Genomic DNA, 12,048 nt, shown 5'->3' with positions numbered 1-12,048 from the left:
CTCCAATATATTGGATAATCCAACACGATGGAGAATTTTCCACGTACTTAAAACTTGCATTTTGTCATTGTTAAGTAGCTGTTTTTTAAGGGTTTTTAGGATAACAACCAATTTAGATTGGGCTATTGGCACCCATTTGGCAACCTGCCAAGTGACTATAGATTCTCCGCCTTTTTCGCTCATGTTATGCAGGTTCTCCGCGACTACATCGACCAGCAAACCTGCTCCACTATTTCCAATGCTGATTTTGACCTGGTTACGGCCGAGCTGTTACCCTATAAACTTCAGAAGAAGCAATTTCTGTTGCGGGCAGGCGAAGTGTGTCAATATCAGGCGTTTGTGGTGCAGGGCGCGTTACGACTCTACTCAGTAGATGCGCGCGGCAACAAGCACATTCACGTACTGGGGGTAGAAAACATGTGGATAGGCGACCGGGAAAGCTGGTCGCAGCTCACCCCGTCGCCCTACTATATCGAGGCTCTGGAAGACTCGCAGCTCCTGCTCGTCAATTGCCCTCAAGCCCAGCACCTCGTGCGCACCGTGCCGCTGGTAGCCGAGCTGGTGCGCATCCAAGACGAGCGCAATGCCATTGCGACGCAAAAGCGCCTGCACGATGCCATTTCGTGCTCGGCCGAGGAGCGCTACGCTGCCTTCATTGCCCAGCATCCTACTTATGTGCAACGGTTTTCGCAGCTCATGATTGCCTCTTACCTCGGCATTTCACCCGAAACCCTGAGCCGCATTCGGGCCAAGCTACCACTCGCCCCGGCTACGGCTGAAAGGGACGATTTCTGACCTGGACGCCGCTTGCAAAGCGCCTAGGTCTGCTTCTAACCCTTATAGTGATACCGATGCATACCTCCTTCCGCACGTACCTCGACGCTGGTAGTACTACCCCCGTTTCCGACGCAGATTTTGCGCGTATCTGCGCCGCGTTTATGCCCAAAAATCTGAAGAAAAAGGCCTTTTTGGTGCGAGCGGGTGAAATTTGCAAGCACCTGGTCTTTGTGCTGACGGGCGCGCTGCGCCTATACAGCGTGGGCGATAAAGGCAGCGAGCACGTGCTCAGCCTAGGGGTCGAAAACTGCTGGGTAGGCGACCGGGAAAGCTGGGTTTTGCTCACGCCATCGCGCTATTACTTGGAGGCAGTGGAAGATAGCAGCTTGCTGCTGATAACGCACGCCCAAATGCAAGAGTTGCTCAGAACCGTGCCCGCCTGGGCCGAGCTGATGCGGGGCGTAAACCGGCGCCAAAGCATTGCCACCCAGAAGCGCTTGGAGGCCACCATCTCCAGAACGGCCGAGGAGCGCTACGTCGCGTTTCGGGCGCAGCACCCTAACTACGAGCACCGCTTTTGCCAACACCTGATTGCGTCGTACCTCGGCATTTTGCCCGAAACCCTGAGCCGCATTCGCATGCGGCAGCTGGCGGTAAAAACCCCACTCGCCGAGGTGCTTTCTTGATATAAGTCAACGAAACGCCCTCACCCAACTGACCACCTTTGCAACAGCAGCGCTCCAGTATAGGCCCTGCAAACTAGCACGCACGCCATGGCCAAATCCATCATTGCGCAGGTTGGGGGCACCAATGCTAAAGTGGGCAAGCTACTCGTCAACCGGCTGCTGCCCAGCCGCATGGTGGCAGCCGTAGGCCCATTCGTTTTCCTTGACCACGTGTACCCCACCCGGTTCGAGCCCCAGGTGCCCAAGGCGCCCACCGGCGAAACGGCCCACCCGCACCGGGGCATTGCCACTTTCACCTACGTGCTGAGCGGCGCCCTGGAGCACTACGATAGCGCCGGCCACCACGGCGTGGTAGTGGCCGGCGGCGCGCAGTGGATGAAGGCCGGCCGGGGCGTGCTACACGACGAAAACCCCAGCCTGGATTTTCAAGCTAAAGGCGGCGTGCTGCACGCGCTCCAGTTCTGGCTAAACCTGCCCGCCCGCCACAAAGCAGAAGCCCCCGACTACCTGGCCCTGCACTCGACGGCGGTGCCCGAAGTGCTGCTACCCGAGGTAGCTGGTAGCCTCCGGGTGCTGCTCGGGGCGCTGGGCGATGCCACCTCGCCGGTGCCCACCAGCAGCCCGCAGTTCTTGTACCTCTTGCAACTCAACCCTAAGGCCACGTTTACCCTAGCTACCAAAATAGGCCTGGACTACGCCGCCTTTGTCCCGGCCGAGTCGGTACGGCTTAATGGCCAGTCGTATGGCCAAAGCGAGTTGGTGCTGTTTGGTGCGGAAGTTGGCCCTATCATTTTCACCAATCCTAGTATCGAGCCGGTCAGCGTGCTGGTATTCGGCGGCGAGCCGATACCCGAGCCCATGGTGGCCCAAGGGCCCTTCGTGATGAACAGCCACGCGGAAATAGCGATGGCTTACGAAGATTTTTTCGCTGGCGAGTACGGGCAAATCAAGTACGAAGTCGTCACGTCACCGCAGGACTTATCCACCCGCATCACCCTGCTATGAACCCCGCCTATCAAGCCATACCCCTGGTAGACAACACCTACGACCAGCAATTTGAGCTGGAAGTGGCGGACGCTACTGCTTTGGTACAGTACCAGTTGCATCTCCAGTACCTAAGCCTGATACACACCGAAGTCCCCCCCGCCCTGCAAGGCCAGGGGGTAGGCAGCGCCCTCGTGGAAAAGGTGCTGCACCAGGCCGACAAGCGCCACCTGACTATCATTCCGCTGTGCCCGTTTGTGGCGCGCTACATCCATCAGCACCCCGATTGGTACCGGCTGGTCGCCCCCGGCTACCGGCCCGCCGGCGCGCACTAGGCACTCCGCTTTTCTTCAAATACTTACATTTCACCTCATCCCAAACTCTATGAAAATAGGAACTATCGGCGCGGGCAACATTGCCCAGGCGTTTGTTCGCCACGCGGCCAAAGCGGGCTTTGAAGTTGTCATCAGTAGCAAATCGGGGCCGGCCGCCCTCACCGAGTTGGCAGCGACCCTAGGGCCGGGCGTGCGAGCTGGCACGGTCGAAGAAGCCGTGCAGGCCGACCTCGTGCTGCTGTCGGTGCCGTGGGATGCTGTGGCCGACGTGCTGGCCCACGTGCCCGCCTGGCAAAACCAGGTGGTCGTAGACACGACCAACGCCATTCATTTCCCCGACTTCAAAGCGCTGGACCTAGGCCCAAAAACGTCCTCCGAAATCGTGGCCGAGCAAGCCCCCGGCGCCCGCGTCGTAAAGGGCTTTAACGCTATGGGAGCGGCCATTTTGGCCCTCGACCCTAGCGAGGGAGTAGGAAAGCGGGTCATCTTCATTTCCGGCGACGACGCTTCGGCCAAAGCGGAAGTCATGCACTTGCTCGACGCCATGGGCTTTGCCGGCATCGACTTGGGCGGGTTGGCCACGGGCGGCCGCTTTCAGCAGTTTCCCGGCCCGCTGTCGGGCACTAATCTGGCCCGGTTTCCGGCGTAACGGCGGGCCACTCTACTACGCTGTTTCTTTTTCACCATGTGCCATTAAGCGCACAATCCATAATTTGCCAAGCCTATGCAAGCCTCTCCTTTTGCCACCGACCAGCATATTGACCCACAAGTCACTGAGTTTCTCAAAGCCCTGAATACCGGTGGCCCCGGCCTCGAAACGCTGCCCGTGCCCGACGCCCGCCAGGTGCTGGCTGGCGCGCAAGCTTCGGTGAAGGTGGACCTCTCGGGCGTGGAAACCACGCAACGCACCATCGAGCAGGACGGCTACACGATACCCCTGCACATCGTGCGCCCCTCCAGCACCGCTGGTACGGTGTTGCCCGTGTTCATCTTCATTCATGGCGGTGGCTGGGTGCTCGGCGACTTCCCCACCCACCAGCGCATGGTACGCGACCTAGTGGTGGCTTCGGGCTACGTGGCCGTATTCGTGGACTACACGCCTAGCCCCGATGCGCAGTACCCGCAAGCCATCAACGAAATCTACGCCGCCACCAAGTGGGTAGCAGAAAATGGTGCCGAAATCAACGTGGACGGCCAGAGCCTAGCTATCGTCGGCAACAGCGTGGGCGGCAATATGACGGCCGTAACCTGCCTCATGGCCAAGGAGAAAGGTGGGCCGCGCATCAAGCTGCAAATCCTGATGTGGCCCGTGACCAGCGCGGCTTTTAGCACCGAGTCGTTTGAGTTGTATGGCCAGGACCGGTTCCTCACTGCACCGCTCATGAAGTGGATGTGGAGCACCTATACCACCGACCCCGCGCAGCGCCAGGAAATCTACGCGTCGCCTCTCAACGCGACTTCCGAGCAACTGGCCGGTCTCCCCCCGGCTCTCATTCAGGTAGCCGAAAACGACATTCTGCGCGACGAGGGCGAAGCCTACGGCCGCCAGCTCAGCGAAGCCGGCGTGCCCGCCACTACCATCCGCTACAACGGCATGATTCACGACTTCGGCCTGCTCAACGCCCTAGCTGAGGTACCGGCCGTCAAGTCGCTATTTGTGCACGCGGCGGCCGAACTCAAGAAGTACCTCGGCTAGACTCCCGCTTTGCTTTCGACTCCTTCAGCCCCTGCTTTTTACCCAAGTTAGGGTAGAAGGCAGGGGCTGTTGATACAGGGGTAAGGCGCCCGTTCGCGGTGCTCTCTTTACTAACCTATCAGTTCTAATTCATGAACCAGTCTTTCTGGCTTTTGGGCACCCTCACGCGCATTCTGGCCGACCACGAAACGACCGAAGGCCGCTACGACCTCATTGAGGGCACTTTTCAGCCCGAGGTAGCCACGCCGATGCACCGCCACACCATGTATTCCGAGCACTTGTTTGTGCTGGAAGGCGAGTTTAGCGTGCACACCGAAGCGGGCGTAGTAGTCGTGCAACCGGGCGAAAACTTCTTCATCCCGCGCGGTACTATCCATGCCGTCGTGAGTGGCCCGGCGCAGTCGCGGGGGCTAGTAGTCGCCTCGCCCAGTGGCTTTGCCCAACTCATCAAAGCGGCGGGCACCGCGGCCGACCCATCGGGCCTACCCCCCACCACACCGCCCGACATGGAAGCATTTGCCCGGGCTTCGGCCGAGGTGGGCGATGAAGTAGTTGGGCCACCCCCAGCAGTCCGCAACCGGTAGGCCAGCCACCGGGTAACTCCCCTAGGGGGGTGCAACTAGCACATGGTTCATCGCCTACCCCTGTCTAAACGCATTGTATATGAAGCTCACCCTAACATACCTACCGCTGCTTGCGCTGCTGGCTGCTACGCTAGTGGCGGCAGCACAAGCCCAAACGCATGAGCACCACGGCATACCGGCGGCAAAAAGCCACTCTTCACAGGCCATGCTCGCGATGAGTGGCATGGTGATGCCCGCCCTACCCCCTGGCTCGCCTGCGGCGGCTTTTCACCAGCAGATGGATTCGGCAATGACCGTGATGGACAACGGGATGCACCAGATGGGTGGCGTGTCGCCTACTGATATCGACGCCAGCTTCGCGGCCATGATGGCACCTCACCACCAGGGCGCCGTGGACATGGCCCGCCTGCAACTCCTCTACGGCAAAGACCCCGAACTGCGCCGGCTGGCCCAGAGCATTATTGCCGAGCAACAGGTCGAGATTCAGCAGATGCAGGCTTGGCTGCGCAAGCACCGGCCCGCCACTACCAGCGCCGCGCCGACTCCTCACCACTAAGTTCTTGCTTATGAAATACACACTTTCTGGGCTGCTGCTGACCAGCGCCCTCGCCACCCACGCCCAGGCTGTGAGCCACCGCGACCGGGTGTACACGGCCGACCAGATTTCGAATACCGTCTCAGTTATTGACCCAGCCGACAACAAGCTGCTAGGCCAGATTATCCTAGGCAAGCCCCAGCCTGATGTGCTGACGCCACTCTATAAAGGCCAGGTGATGGTGCACGGCATGGGTGCCGCACCCGACCATAAGACGCTGGCCGTGGTATCCATTGGCTCGAACAACGTCACCTTTATCGACCCGGCCACCAACGCCATTAAGGGCAGCGTGTATGTGGGCCGCGCCCCGCACGAACCTACCTTCCGCCCCGATGGCAAGGAGGTCTGGGTGACGGTACGCGGCGAAGACTACCTCTCGGTTATTGATGTGGCCACCATGCGTGAAACGCGCCGCGTGCAAGTGGCCAACGGCCCCGGCATGGTGGCCTTTAGTCCCGACAATAAGCTGGCTTTCGTGTGCTCTAGCTTCTCGCCCGAGCTAGCAGTGGTAGACGTGGCTACATACAAAATCATCAAGCGCATTCCGGTCGTCAGCCCCTTTTCTCCCAACATCTTCGCCAGCAAGGACGGCAAGCAGGCCTGGTTTACGCACAAGGACGTGGGTAAGGTGTCAGTGCTGGATGTGAAGGAGTTGCGCATCGTGGGCGTGCTCGATACCGGCCCCATCACCAACCACGTCACGACCCTGGAAACGGGCCTGGGAAAAGTTGCCTACGTGACAGTGGGCGGTGAAAACGTGGTGAAAGTGTACTCCCGCGAGCCCGGCTTCAAGCAACTGGCCACCATTCCGGTGGGGGCGCTGCCGCATGGTATTTGGGCCTCGGGCGATGCCAGCCGCGTGTACCTGGGCCTGGAAAACGCCGACTCGGTGGTGGCCATCAACACGGCGACCAACCGGGTAATCGGCAAAGGCAAAATCGGTCAGGCGCCGATGGCGCTGGTTTACGTGCCCAATGCCGTGCTAGCCGGCGTCCCAGCCGCTACGGCCCTAGGTCGTCAGTTGGTAGACCAGCCGGCCGTGGTGCGCCAGTTGAAGCCCACGCAGCCGGGTGCGGCGGCTGGCTCGCTAGTCACGCGCTCCGAAGGTTTGGTCGACCTCGTGTCTTTTTCGCTGGCCCATCTCCAGCCCGATACCGACTACGACGTGTACCTCAGCCGCGCCACGCAGGCCCCGTATTCCCGCGACTACCCCCTGCTCACGGTGCACACCGATGCCAAAGGCGGCGCCATGAGCCAGACCTTAGGCCCCGTGCAAGCCGTGCAAAATGTGGACCTAGCTACCGCAAGCAAACCCTATCAGCGGGTAGTAGTGGCCCCCAAGGCGGCGGGCAGCACCCCAGTACTGCTCAGCGAGTAGCGCCGTCAATTCGCGAGTGTCCTCCTCACCGAACACTTGTACCCTGCCCAAAACCTGCTATGCAGCACTTCCTAGACGTTTCATACCGGCCGCAGGAGCACGTGCTAGTGGCTCGCTGGATACAGCAAATGCGCACCGACACCGACTTCAAAACTGGTTATCACTACCTGCTGCAAAAGGCTAGGCACTACAACTGCCCCTTTTGGCTGCTCGATGTGCGGCGCTGCCCGCCCAATTGTGCCCGCCAAGCCCAGTGGCTGGTGGAGGAGTTTTGCCCGCTTGTGGCCTCAGCCTTCAGCTCGTCAGAAGCCATCTACAGCGCGCACTTGGTTTTCCCGTCCCACTTGGTGCATTACACCGACGTCGTGCTACCCATCCTGGCCCACCCGACCAATCGCTATTACCAGGCCGCGGCATTTATCGATGAGGGCCCGACCATTTCCTGGCTGCACGGCCAGCAAGCAACCCCAGCGCGCAGGTCAGTGCATTAGCGCCAAGATGCTCCTCTCGCTTTTGCTTTATTAGCCAACTACTTACATGAAATTCGCTTGCTTAGGTTTAGCAGTTACCAGTTCTTTGCTGGCTGGTACGCAGCCAAAACCCAAAACTGCCTTGCCCACTGGCTACATCGTGACGGGTAATCTACCCGCCAGCCGAGCTAAGATGGCTTACCTACGCTACATTATCAACGCTAAAACTCAGTTCGATTCCGCCCGTGTAACCAATGGCCATTTTCAGTTTAAGGGCCGGGTGGCGGTGCCAGTCAAAGCCCGGCTCACGCTACCGCAGGCGGGCACGGTGGCTGAGGCAACGGCCGTAACCCTGTACCTAGAGCCGGGCAGCATCACCGTAGCCGGACTTGGCGCAGTGAGCGGCGCTACCGTGAGCGGTACCCCTCTCAACCGCGAAAACCAACAGTTTCGGACGCAATTGAAACCGGTGCAAGACCGCCTGAACGGCATCTACCAGCCTTTTTACGCCCAGGCAAACACTGAGCGCCCCGATACGGCCCTGCAACACCGGGTGGCGGTGCAGGCTGCGCCGTTTTTGCAGCAACGCCAAGACTTGTACGCCGCCTATATCAAAGCCCATCCAACAGCAATATTTAGCCTGCTCGTGCTGGAAGAGTACGATGGCCTGTTGCCCAAACCCGATGGCTATGTTGCCCTATACGAAGGCCTAGCGCCCAGCGTACGAAACTCGGCGCTCGGGCAGCTGGCGCAGCAAAAAGTTGAAAAGCTGCGGCAAATCGGCGTGGGCACCCCCGCGCCTGCTTTCAGCCAGCCCGATTCTACGGGTAAGCTAGTGCGCCTAGCCGACTGGCGCGGCCACTACGTGCTGGTCGATTTCTGGGCCTCATGGTGCAAGCCCTGCCGGGCCGAAAACCCGCACTTAGTCAAAACCTACGCTACCTATAAAGCGCAGGGATTCATGATACTAAGTATATCAGTAGACAATGAAAAGCAGCGGGCTGCCTGGCTAAAAGCCATCCGCTATGATGGGTTGACCTGGCCTCAGGCCTCGGACCTGAAAGGCATGCACAATGAAGCTGCCCGCAGCTACGGCGTAGTGGCGGTACCGCAGAATTTTCTCATCGACCCGCAAGGCCGCATTGTGGCTACCAACCTCACTGGTGAGGCCCTCACCAAAAAGTTGACTGAACTGCTACCCGCCGCTAAGTAAGGAAGCCAGCACCCCTGCCCCGGTGGGCAAGGAGCGTTAGCGCGTTCTTACACCGTCCTATCTGCTAGCCGGAGTATGCTGGAAGCCGCGGCATTGGGGCCGGCATTGTACATCGGTTGGCTACAGCAGGAGCCGGTTTGGCCTACACCGCTTCTATACCGATGCCATCGTGGCCGAGCTACCTGGCTCGGACCACCGGGCACTGGCTATTTGGACTAACAGTGGCGACACAACCACTATTTGGGCAGCTGTGGCCGAAACGCAGGGCAAGCCGTGTCAGTAGGTGAAAGCGCCGCAACTCCTCAACCTGCTTGAGGAATAGCCTTTCTTGATAAAAGTCAATGAGTGGGGGGTAAGCACACCGACACCTTTGCGCAGTGCCTGGTGGCTTAGGCCCGGCCTCTCACTACCTTACTTTTTACGCTTTTGCTATGGCCTCTGTTTGCTCCCACTTATCAGCGCTCGATGTGGCGCACCTGAAAACCGCCCCTCAGCACGTCTGCCCCGAATGCGTGGCCCTAGGCGACACCTGGGTGCACCTGCGCGTGTGCCAGGAGTGCGGCCACGTCGGCTGCTGCGACCAGTCCAAAAACACGCACGCTACCAAGCATTTCCACGCCACCCAGCACCCGGTAGTAAGCTCCGCCGAGCCCGGCGAATATTGGGTCTATTGCTACCCCGACCAAGAGTTTGCAGAGTACTAGGCTGTCGGGCAGTCGTTTCGTTCGCACTCATATGGCTCAGCTATTGCCCGCCGACCCTAGTGCCCTTGACCGCATCACCGCATTTCGGGGCCTGCCCCCCGAGGTGCTTGCCTGGCTACTGCAAGCGGGCGAATTGCGCCAGTATGCCGACGGTGAAACGGTAGTGCTGGCAGGCGCCCCCGCCGATAAGCTGCTGGCCGTAGTGCGAGGCGGCACCTATACTCAGCTACCGGGCAACCCCAGTGCCCGAGGGTTTCGGCTAGTAGTCGGCGATGTGGGGGGGCTATTGCCGTATTCTCGGCTCCAGTTCTTTCCGGCGCAGGGCGTGGCCGTGGGCGAAACGGTGTTGTATGAGCTGCCTCACCATCACTTTTCAGCGCTAGAGCAGGTAAGTCCCGAACTGGTGCAACGCCTGGTTGGCATCATGAATGACCGGGCGCGCGACTTAGTGCGCACGCAAGAGCGCGACGATAAGCTCCGGGCCCTGGGTAAGCTCTCGGCCGGCCTCTCGCACGAGCTAAACAACCCAGCCGCGGCCATCAGCCGGGCGGCGGCTTCGCTTACTACCGCGTTGCAAGTTGCTCCGGCGCAATTGATTGAGCTATTAGCTACTTGTCCGCCTGCCGAAACGGTGGCAGCCATCACGGCGCTGGCCGTACTGCCGGCGGAACTGCCCCCGCCCTTGTCGGCCCTGCAAGCTGCTGACCGCGAAGACGAGCTAGCTACCTGGCTCGAAACGCTAGGCTGCCCCGATGGCTATAGCTTGGCCACGGGCTTGCTAGATGCCGGCATGGGGGTGGCGGACCTAGCCCCGCTGGCGGCCCAGCTGCCGGCCCGCGCCCGGCCCGCCGCCTTTACCTGGCTCAGCGGGCACCTGACGGCCGCGCGCCTCACCCGCGACATCAGCGAGGCTGCCCGGCGCATTAGCACGCTGGTGGGCGACGTGAAAACCTACTCGCACATGGACCGCGCCACGGGCCCAGACAAACTGGCCGTGACCACCGGGCTCGACAGCACGCTCCACTTATTTGCGCACGCACTACGCGAAAAAAACGTGCACCTCACCCGCGATTATGCCCCTGAACTGCCGCTAATAATAGGCCAAGCCGCCAGTCTTAACCAAGTCTGGACTAATTTGATTGACAATGCGTTGGATGCGCTGCCCGCCGCTGGCGGGGAATTGACAGTGCGCGTCGAGCAGTGCGGAACCTGCCTGGTGGTTGGGGTGCAAGACAATGGCAGCGGCATCACGCCCGAGGTATTGGCGCACCTGTTCGAGCCCTTCTACACCACCAAGCCCCTGGGCGAGGGCAGTGGCCTAGGCCTAGACATTGCCCGGCGCATTGTGCAGGAGCATGGCGGGCGGCTGGAAGTCTCCTCTGAGCCGGGGCGCACCGAATTCACCGCTTGGCTGCCCATTGGCTAGCCCTCCTCCCCGAGGTGCTTTCACTCTGCTCATTATCAGACGCTGAAGCGAGCCATTCGCATCCAGTGAGTCGCCCTAGGGGTCTTGGCCCTTCAGATACTGATGCTAGTGGCAATACTTAAAATAGCCTTGTTCATCAGCTACTTATCTGCTACTTTTTTATATGCCTGATTCGTCTGTTTTTGCCCCTGATTATCAACCTACCCCGCAGCAGCCCCTAGGTTCAGGCTTTGCCGCTGCCAGCACTGCTGCCGACGTTATTCGGGGTCGCGACCTCACTGGCCGGGTGGTCCTCGTGACCGGGGGCTACGCCGGCCTCGGCCTGGAAACTGTGCGGGCCTTGCACGGCGCCGGTGCCCATGTTATCGTGCCGGCCCGCGACCCAGCCCGCGCAGCTCAGGCCATGCAAGACCTAGCTGGCGTCGAGGTGGAAACACTGGATTTGCTCGACCCCGCTTTAATTGATGCCCTAGCCGCCCGGTTTTTGAGCAGTGGGCGGCCACTGCACTTGCTGGTACTCAGCGCGGGCATCATGGCTAATCCCCTCGCCCGCGATGCCCGCGGGTACGAATCACAGCTGGCTACCAATCACCTCGGACACTTCCAGCTAACCGGCCGCCTTTGGCCGGCCCTGGTGCAAGCGCAGGGGGCGCGGGTGGTGGCGGTTTCCTCCCGGGGGCATCGCCTCTCGCCGGTTTTGTTCGACGACCCTAATTTCGAGCGCCACGCCTACGACCCCTGGGTTGCCTATGGCCAGTCGAAAACTGCCAACGTGCTTTTTGCGCGGGGTCTAGACCAACGCGGGCAAGCAGCGGGCATTCGGGCTTTTTCGCTGCATCCGGGCAGTATTGCGGGCACGGGGCTAAGCAAGTACGTCACGCCGGAACAACTGCGGCAGATGGGCGCCGTGGATGAGGCCGGCAACATCGTGCTGGACCCCGACCGGGGTTTGAAAACCGTGGCCCAGGGCGCGTCAACCAGCGTGTGGTGCGCCACTAGCCCGCAGCTGGCTGGCCTAGGTGGGGTGTATTGCGAAGACAATGACATTGCGACTATCTATACCCCAGATAGTTCCGTTGCCCCTCGCGCTATGACTGGGGTTATGCCCTATGCAGTAGATACCGCGAATGCCGACCGCCTGTGGGCTCTTAGCGAGCAGCTCACGGGCACTACTTATCCCGTTAGCTAATCGGTAGCCCC

Annotated in this window: 14 protein-coding genes; all 14 read left to right on the top strand. The window is 60.3% G+C overall.

From position 1 onward, the window contains the following. Nucleotides 1-186: 186 nt before the first annotated feature. The 14 genes from JAO77_RS22375 to JAO77_RS22310 all read left to right on the top strand — a co-directional run bounded on the left by JAO77_RS22375 (nt 187) and on the right by JAO77_RS22310 (nt 12,037). Nucleotides 187-795 carry a Crp/Fnr family transcriptional regulator gene (locus JAO77_RS22375; protein WP_198992769.1) on the top strand — a complete coding sequence of 203 codons (609 nt, stop codon included), beginning with the start codon at nt 187-189 and terminating at the stop codon, nt 793-795. 56 nt (nt 796-851) lie between these two features. Continuing rightward, a complete protein-coding gene (locus JAO77_RS22370) occupies nt 852-1,463 on the top strand; it encodes a Crp/Fnr family transcriptional regulator (RefSeq protein WP_198992768.1) in 612 nt (203 codons plus the stop codon). Nucleotides 1,464-1,550: 87 nt separating this feature from the next. Continuing rightward, nucleotides 1,551-2,468 carry a pirin family protein gene (locus tag JAO77_RS22365; protein ID WP_198992767.1) on the top strand — a complete coding sequence of 306 codons (918 nt, stop codon included), beginning with the start codon at nt 1,551-1,553 and terminating at the stop codon, nt 2,466-2,468. Beyond that, nucleotides 2,465-2,782: a GNAT family N-acetyltransferase gene (locus JAO77_RS22360; protein WP_198992766.1), complete on the top strand. Its 318-nt coding sequence runs from the start codon at nt 2,465-2,467 to the stop codon at nt 2,780-2,782. The genes JAO77_RS22365 and JAO77_RS22360 overlap by 4 nt, the downstream gene beginning before the upstream one ends. A gap of 49 nt (nt 2,783-2,831) precedes the next feature. Then, nucleotides 2,832-3,431: an NADPH-dependent F420 reductase gene (locus JAO77_RS22355; protein ID WP_198992765.1), complete on the top strand. Its 600-nt coding sequence runs from the start codon at nt 2,832-2,834 to the stop codon at nt 3,429-3,431. 75 nt (nt 3,432-3,506) lie between these two features. Then, entirely contained in the window at nt 3,507-4,478 is a 972-nt protein-coding gene (locus tag JAO77_RS22350; protein ID WP_198992764.1) for an alpha/beta hydrolase, read from the top strand. 131 nt (nt 4,479-4,609) lie between these two features. Beyond that, nucleotides 4,610-5,062, top strand: coding sequence for a cupin domain-containing protein (locus JAO77_RS22345; protein WP_198992763.1), 453 nt, complete (start codon nt 4,610-4,612; stop codon nt 5,060-5,062). Between the two features lie 79 nt (nt 5,063-5,141). Then, nucleotides 5,142-5,618, top strand: a complete 477-nt coding sequence (copM, locus tag JAO77_RS22340) for a CopM family metallochaperone (RefSeq protein WP_198992762.1) — start codon at nt 5,142-5,144, stop codon at nt 5,616-5,618. A gap of 10 nt (nt 5,619-5,628) precedes the next feature. Then, nucleotides 5,629-7,035 (top strand): YncE family protein, encoded by a 1,407-nt coding sequence (locus JAO77_RS22335; RefSeq protein WP_198992761.1) that lies wholly within the window; start codon nt 5,629-5,631, stop codon nt 7,033-7,035. A gap of 59 nt (nt 7,036-7,094) precedes the next feature. Next, entirely contained in the window at nt 7,095-7,526 is a 432-nt protein-coding gene (locus JAO77_RS22330; protein ID WP_198992760.1) for a hypothetical protein, read from the top strand. A 46-nt stretch (nt 7,527-7,572) separates the two neighbouring features. Then, nucleotides 7,573-8,718, top strand: a complete 1,146-nt coding sequence (locus JAO77_RS22325) for a TlpA disulfide reductase family protein (RefSeq protein ID WP_198992759.1) — start codon at nt 7,573-7,575, stop codon at nt 8,716-8,718. 431 nt (nt 8,719-9,149) lie between these two features. Next, nucleotides 9,150-9,422, top strand: a complete 273-nt coding sequence (locus JAO77_RS22320) for a UBP-type zinc finger domain-containing protein (RefSeq protein ID WP_198992758.1) — start codon at nt 9,150-9,152, stop codon at nt 9,420-9,422. A gap of 31 nt (nt 9,423-9,453) precedes the next feature. Next, on the top strand, nt 9,454-10,848 hold the full coding sequence (locus JAO77_RS22315) for a sensor histidine kinase (RefSeq protein WP_198992757.1): 1,395 nt from the start codon (nt 9,454-9,456) through the stop codon (nt 10,846-10,848). A gap of 163 nt (nt 10,849-11,011) precedes the next feature. Beyond that, complete coding sequence (locus tag JAO77_RS22310) at nt 11,012-12,037, top strand: oxidoreductase (RefSeq protein ID WP_198992756.1); 1,026 nt, start codon at nt 11,012-11,014, stop codon at nt 12,035-12,037. Nucleotides 12,038-12,048: the final 11 nt, after the last annotated feature.

Origin of the sequence: Hymenobacter sp. BT559 (assembly GCF_016427535.1) — a bacterium.
GTDB lineage: Bacteria > Bacteroidota > Bacteroidia > Cytophagales > Hymenobacteraceae > Hymenobacter.
The sequence above is the reverse complement of the archived record's forward strand: the minus strand, read 5'-3'. Positions and strand labels throughout refer to the sequence as shown.

Bases quoted from the DNA above. Each gene is read 5' to 3' on its own strand.
- JAO77_RS22375 (WP_198992769.1), top strand. From the start codon at position 187: ATGCAGGTTCTCCGCGACTACATCGACCAGCAAACCTGCTCCACTATT.
- JAO77_RS22370 (WP_198992768.1), top strand. From the start codon at position 852: ATGCATACCTCCTTCCGCACGTACCTCGACGCTGGTAGTACTACCCCC.
- JAO77_RS22365 (WP_198992767.1), top strand. From the start codon at position 1,551: ATGGCCAAATCCATCATTGCGCAGGTTGGGGGCACCAATGCTAAAGTG.
- JAO77_RS22360 (WP_198992766.1), top strand. From the start codon at position 2,465: ATGAACCCCGCCTATCAAGCCATACCCCTGGTAGACAACACCTACGAC.
- JAO77_RS22355 (WP_198992765.1), top strand. From the start codon at position 2,832: ATGAAAATAGGAACTATCGGCGCGGGCAACATTGCCCAGGCGTTTGTT.
- JAO77_RS22350 (WP_198992764.1), top strand. From the start codon at position 3,507: ATGCAAGCCTCTCCTTTTGCCACCGACCAGCATATTGACCCACAAGTC.
- JAO77_RS22345 (WP_198992763.1), top strand. From the start codon at position 4,610: ATGAACCAGTCTTTCTGGCTTTTGGGCACCCTCACGCGCATTCTGGCC.
- copM (WP_198992762.1), top strand. From the start codon at position 5,142: ATGAAGCTCACCCTAACATACCTACCGCTGCTTGCGCTGCTGGCTGCT.
- JAO77_RS22335 (WP_198992761.1), top strand. From the start codon at position 5,629: ATGAAATACACACTTTCTGGGCTGCTGCTGACCAGCGCCCTCGCCACC.
- JAO77_RS22330 (WP_198992760.1), top strand. From the start codon at position 7,095: ATGCAGCACTTCCTAGACGTTTCATACCGGCCGCAGGAGCACGTGCTA.
- JAO77_RS22325 (WP_198992759.1), top strand. From the start codon at position 7,573: ATGAAATTCGCTTGCTTAGGTTTAGCAGTTACCAGTTCTTTGCTGGCT.
- JAO77_RS22320 (WP_198992758.1), top strand. From the start codon at position 9,150: ATGGCCTCTGTTTGCTCCCACTTATCAGCGCTCGATGTGGCGCACCTG.
- JAO77_RS22315 (WP_198992757.1), top strand. From the start codon at position 9,454: ATGGCTCAGCTATTGCCCGCCGACCCTAGTGCCCTTGACCGCATCACC.
- JAO77_RS22310 (WP_198992756.1), top strand. From the start codon at position 11,012: ATGCCTGATTCGTCTGTTTTTGCCCCTGATTATCAACCTACCCCGCAG.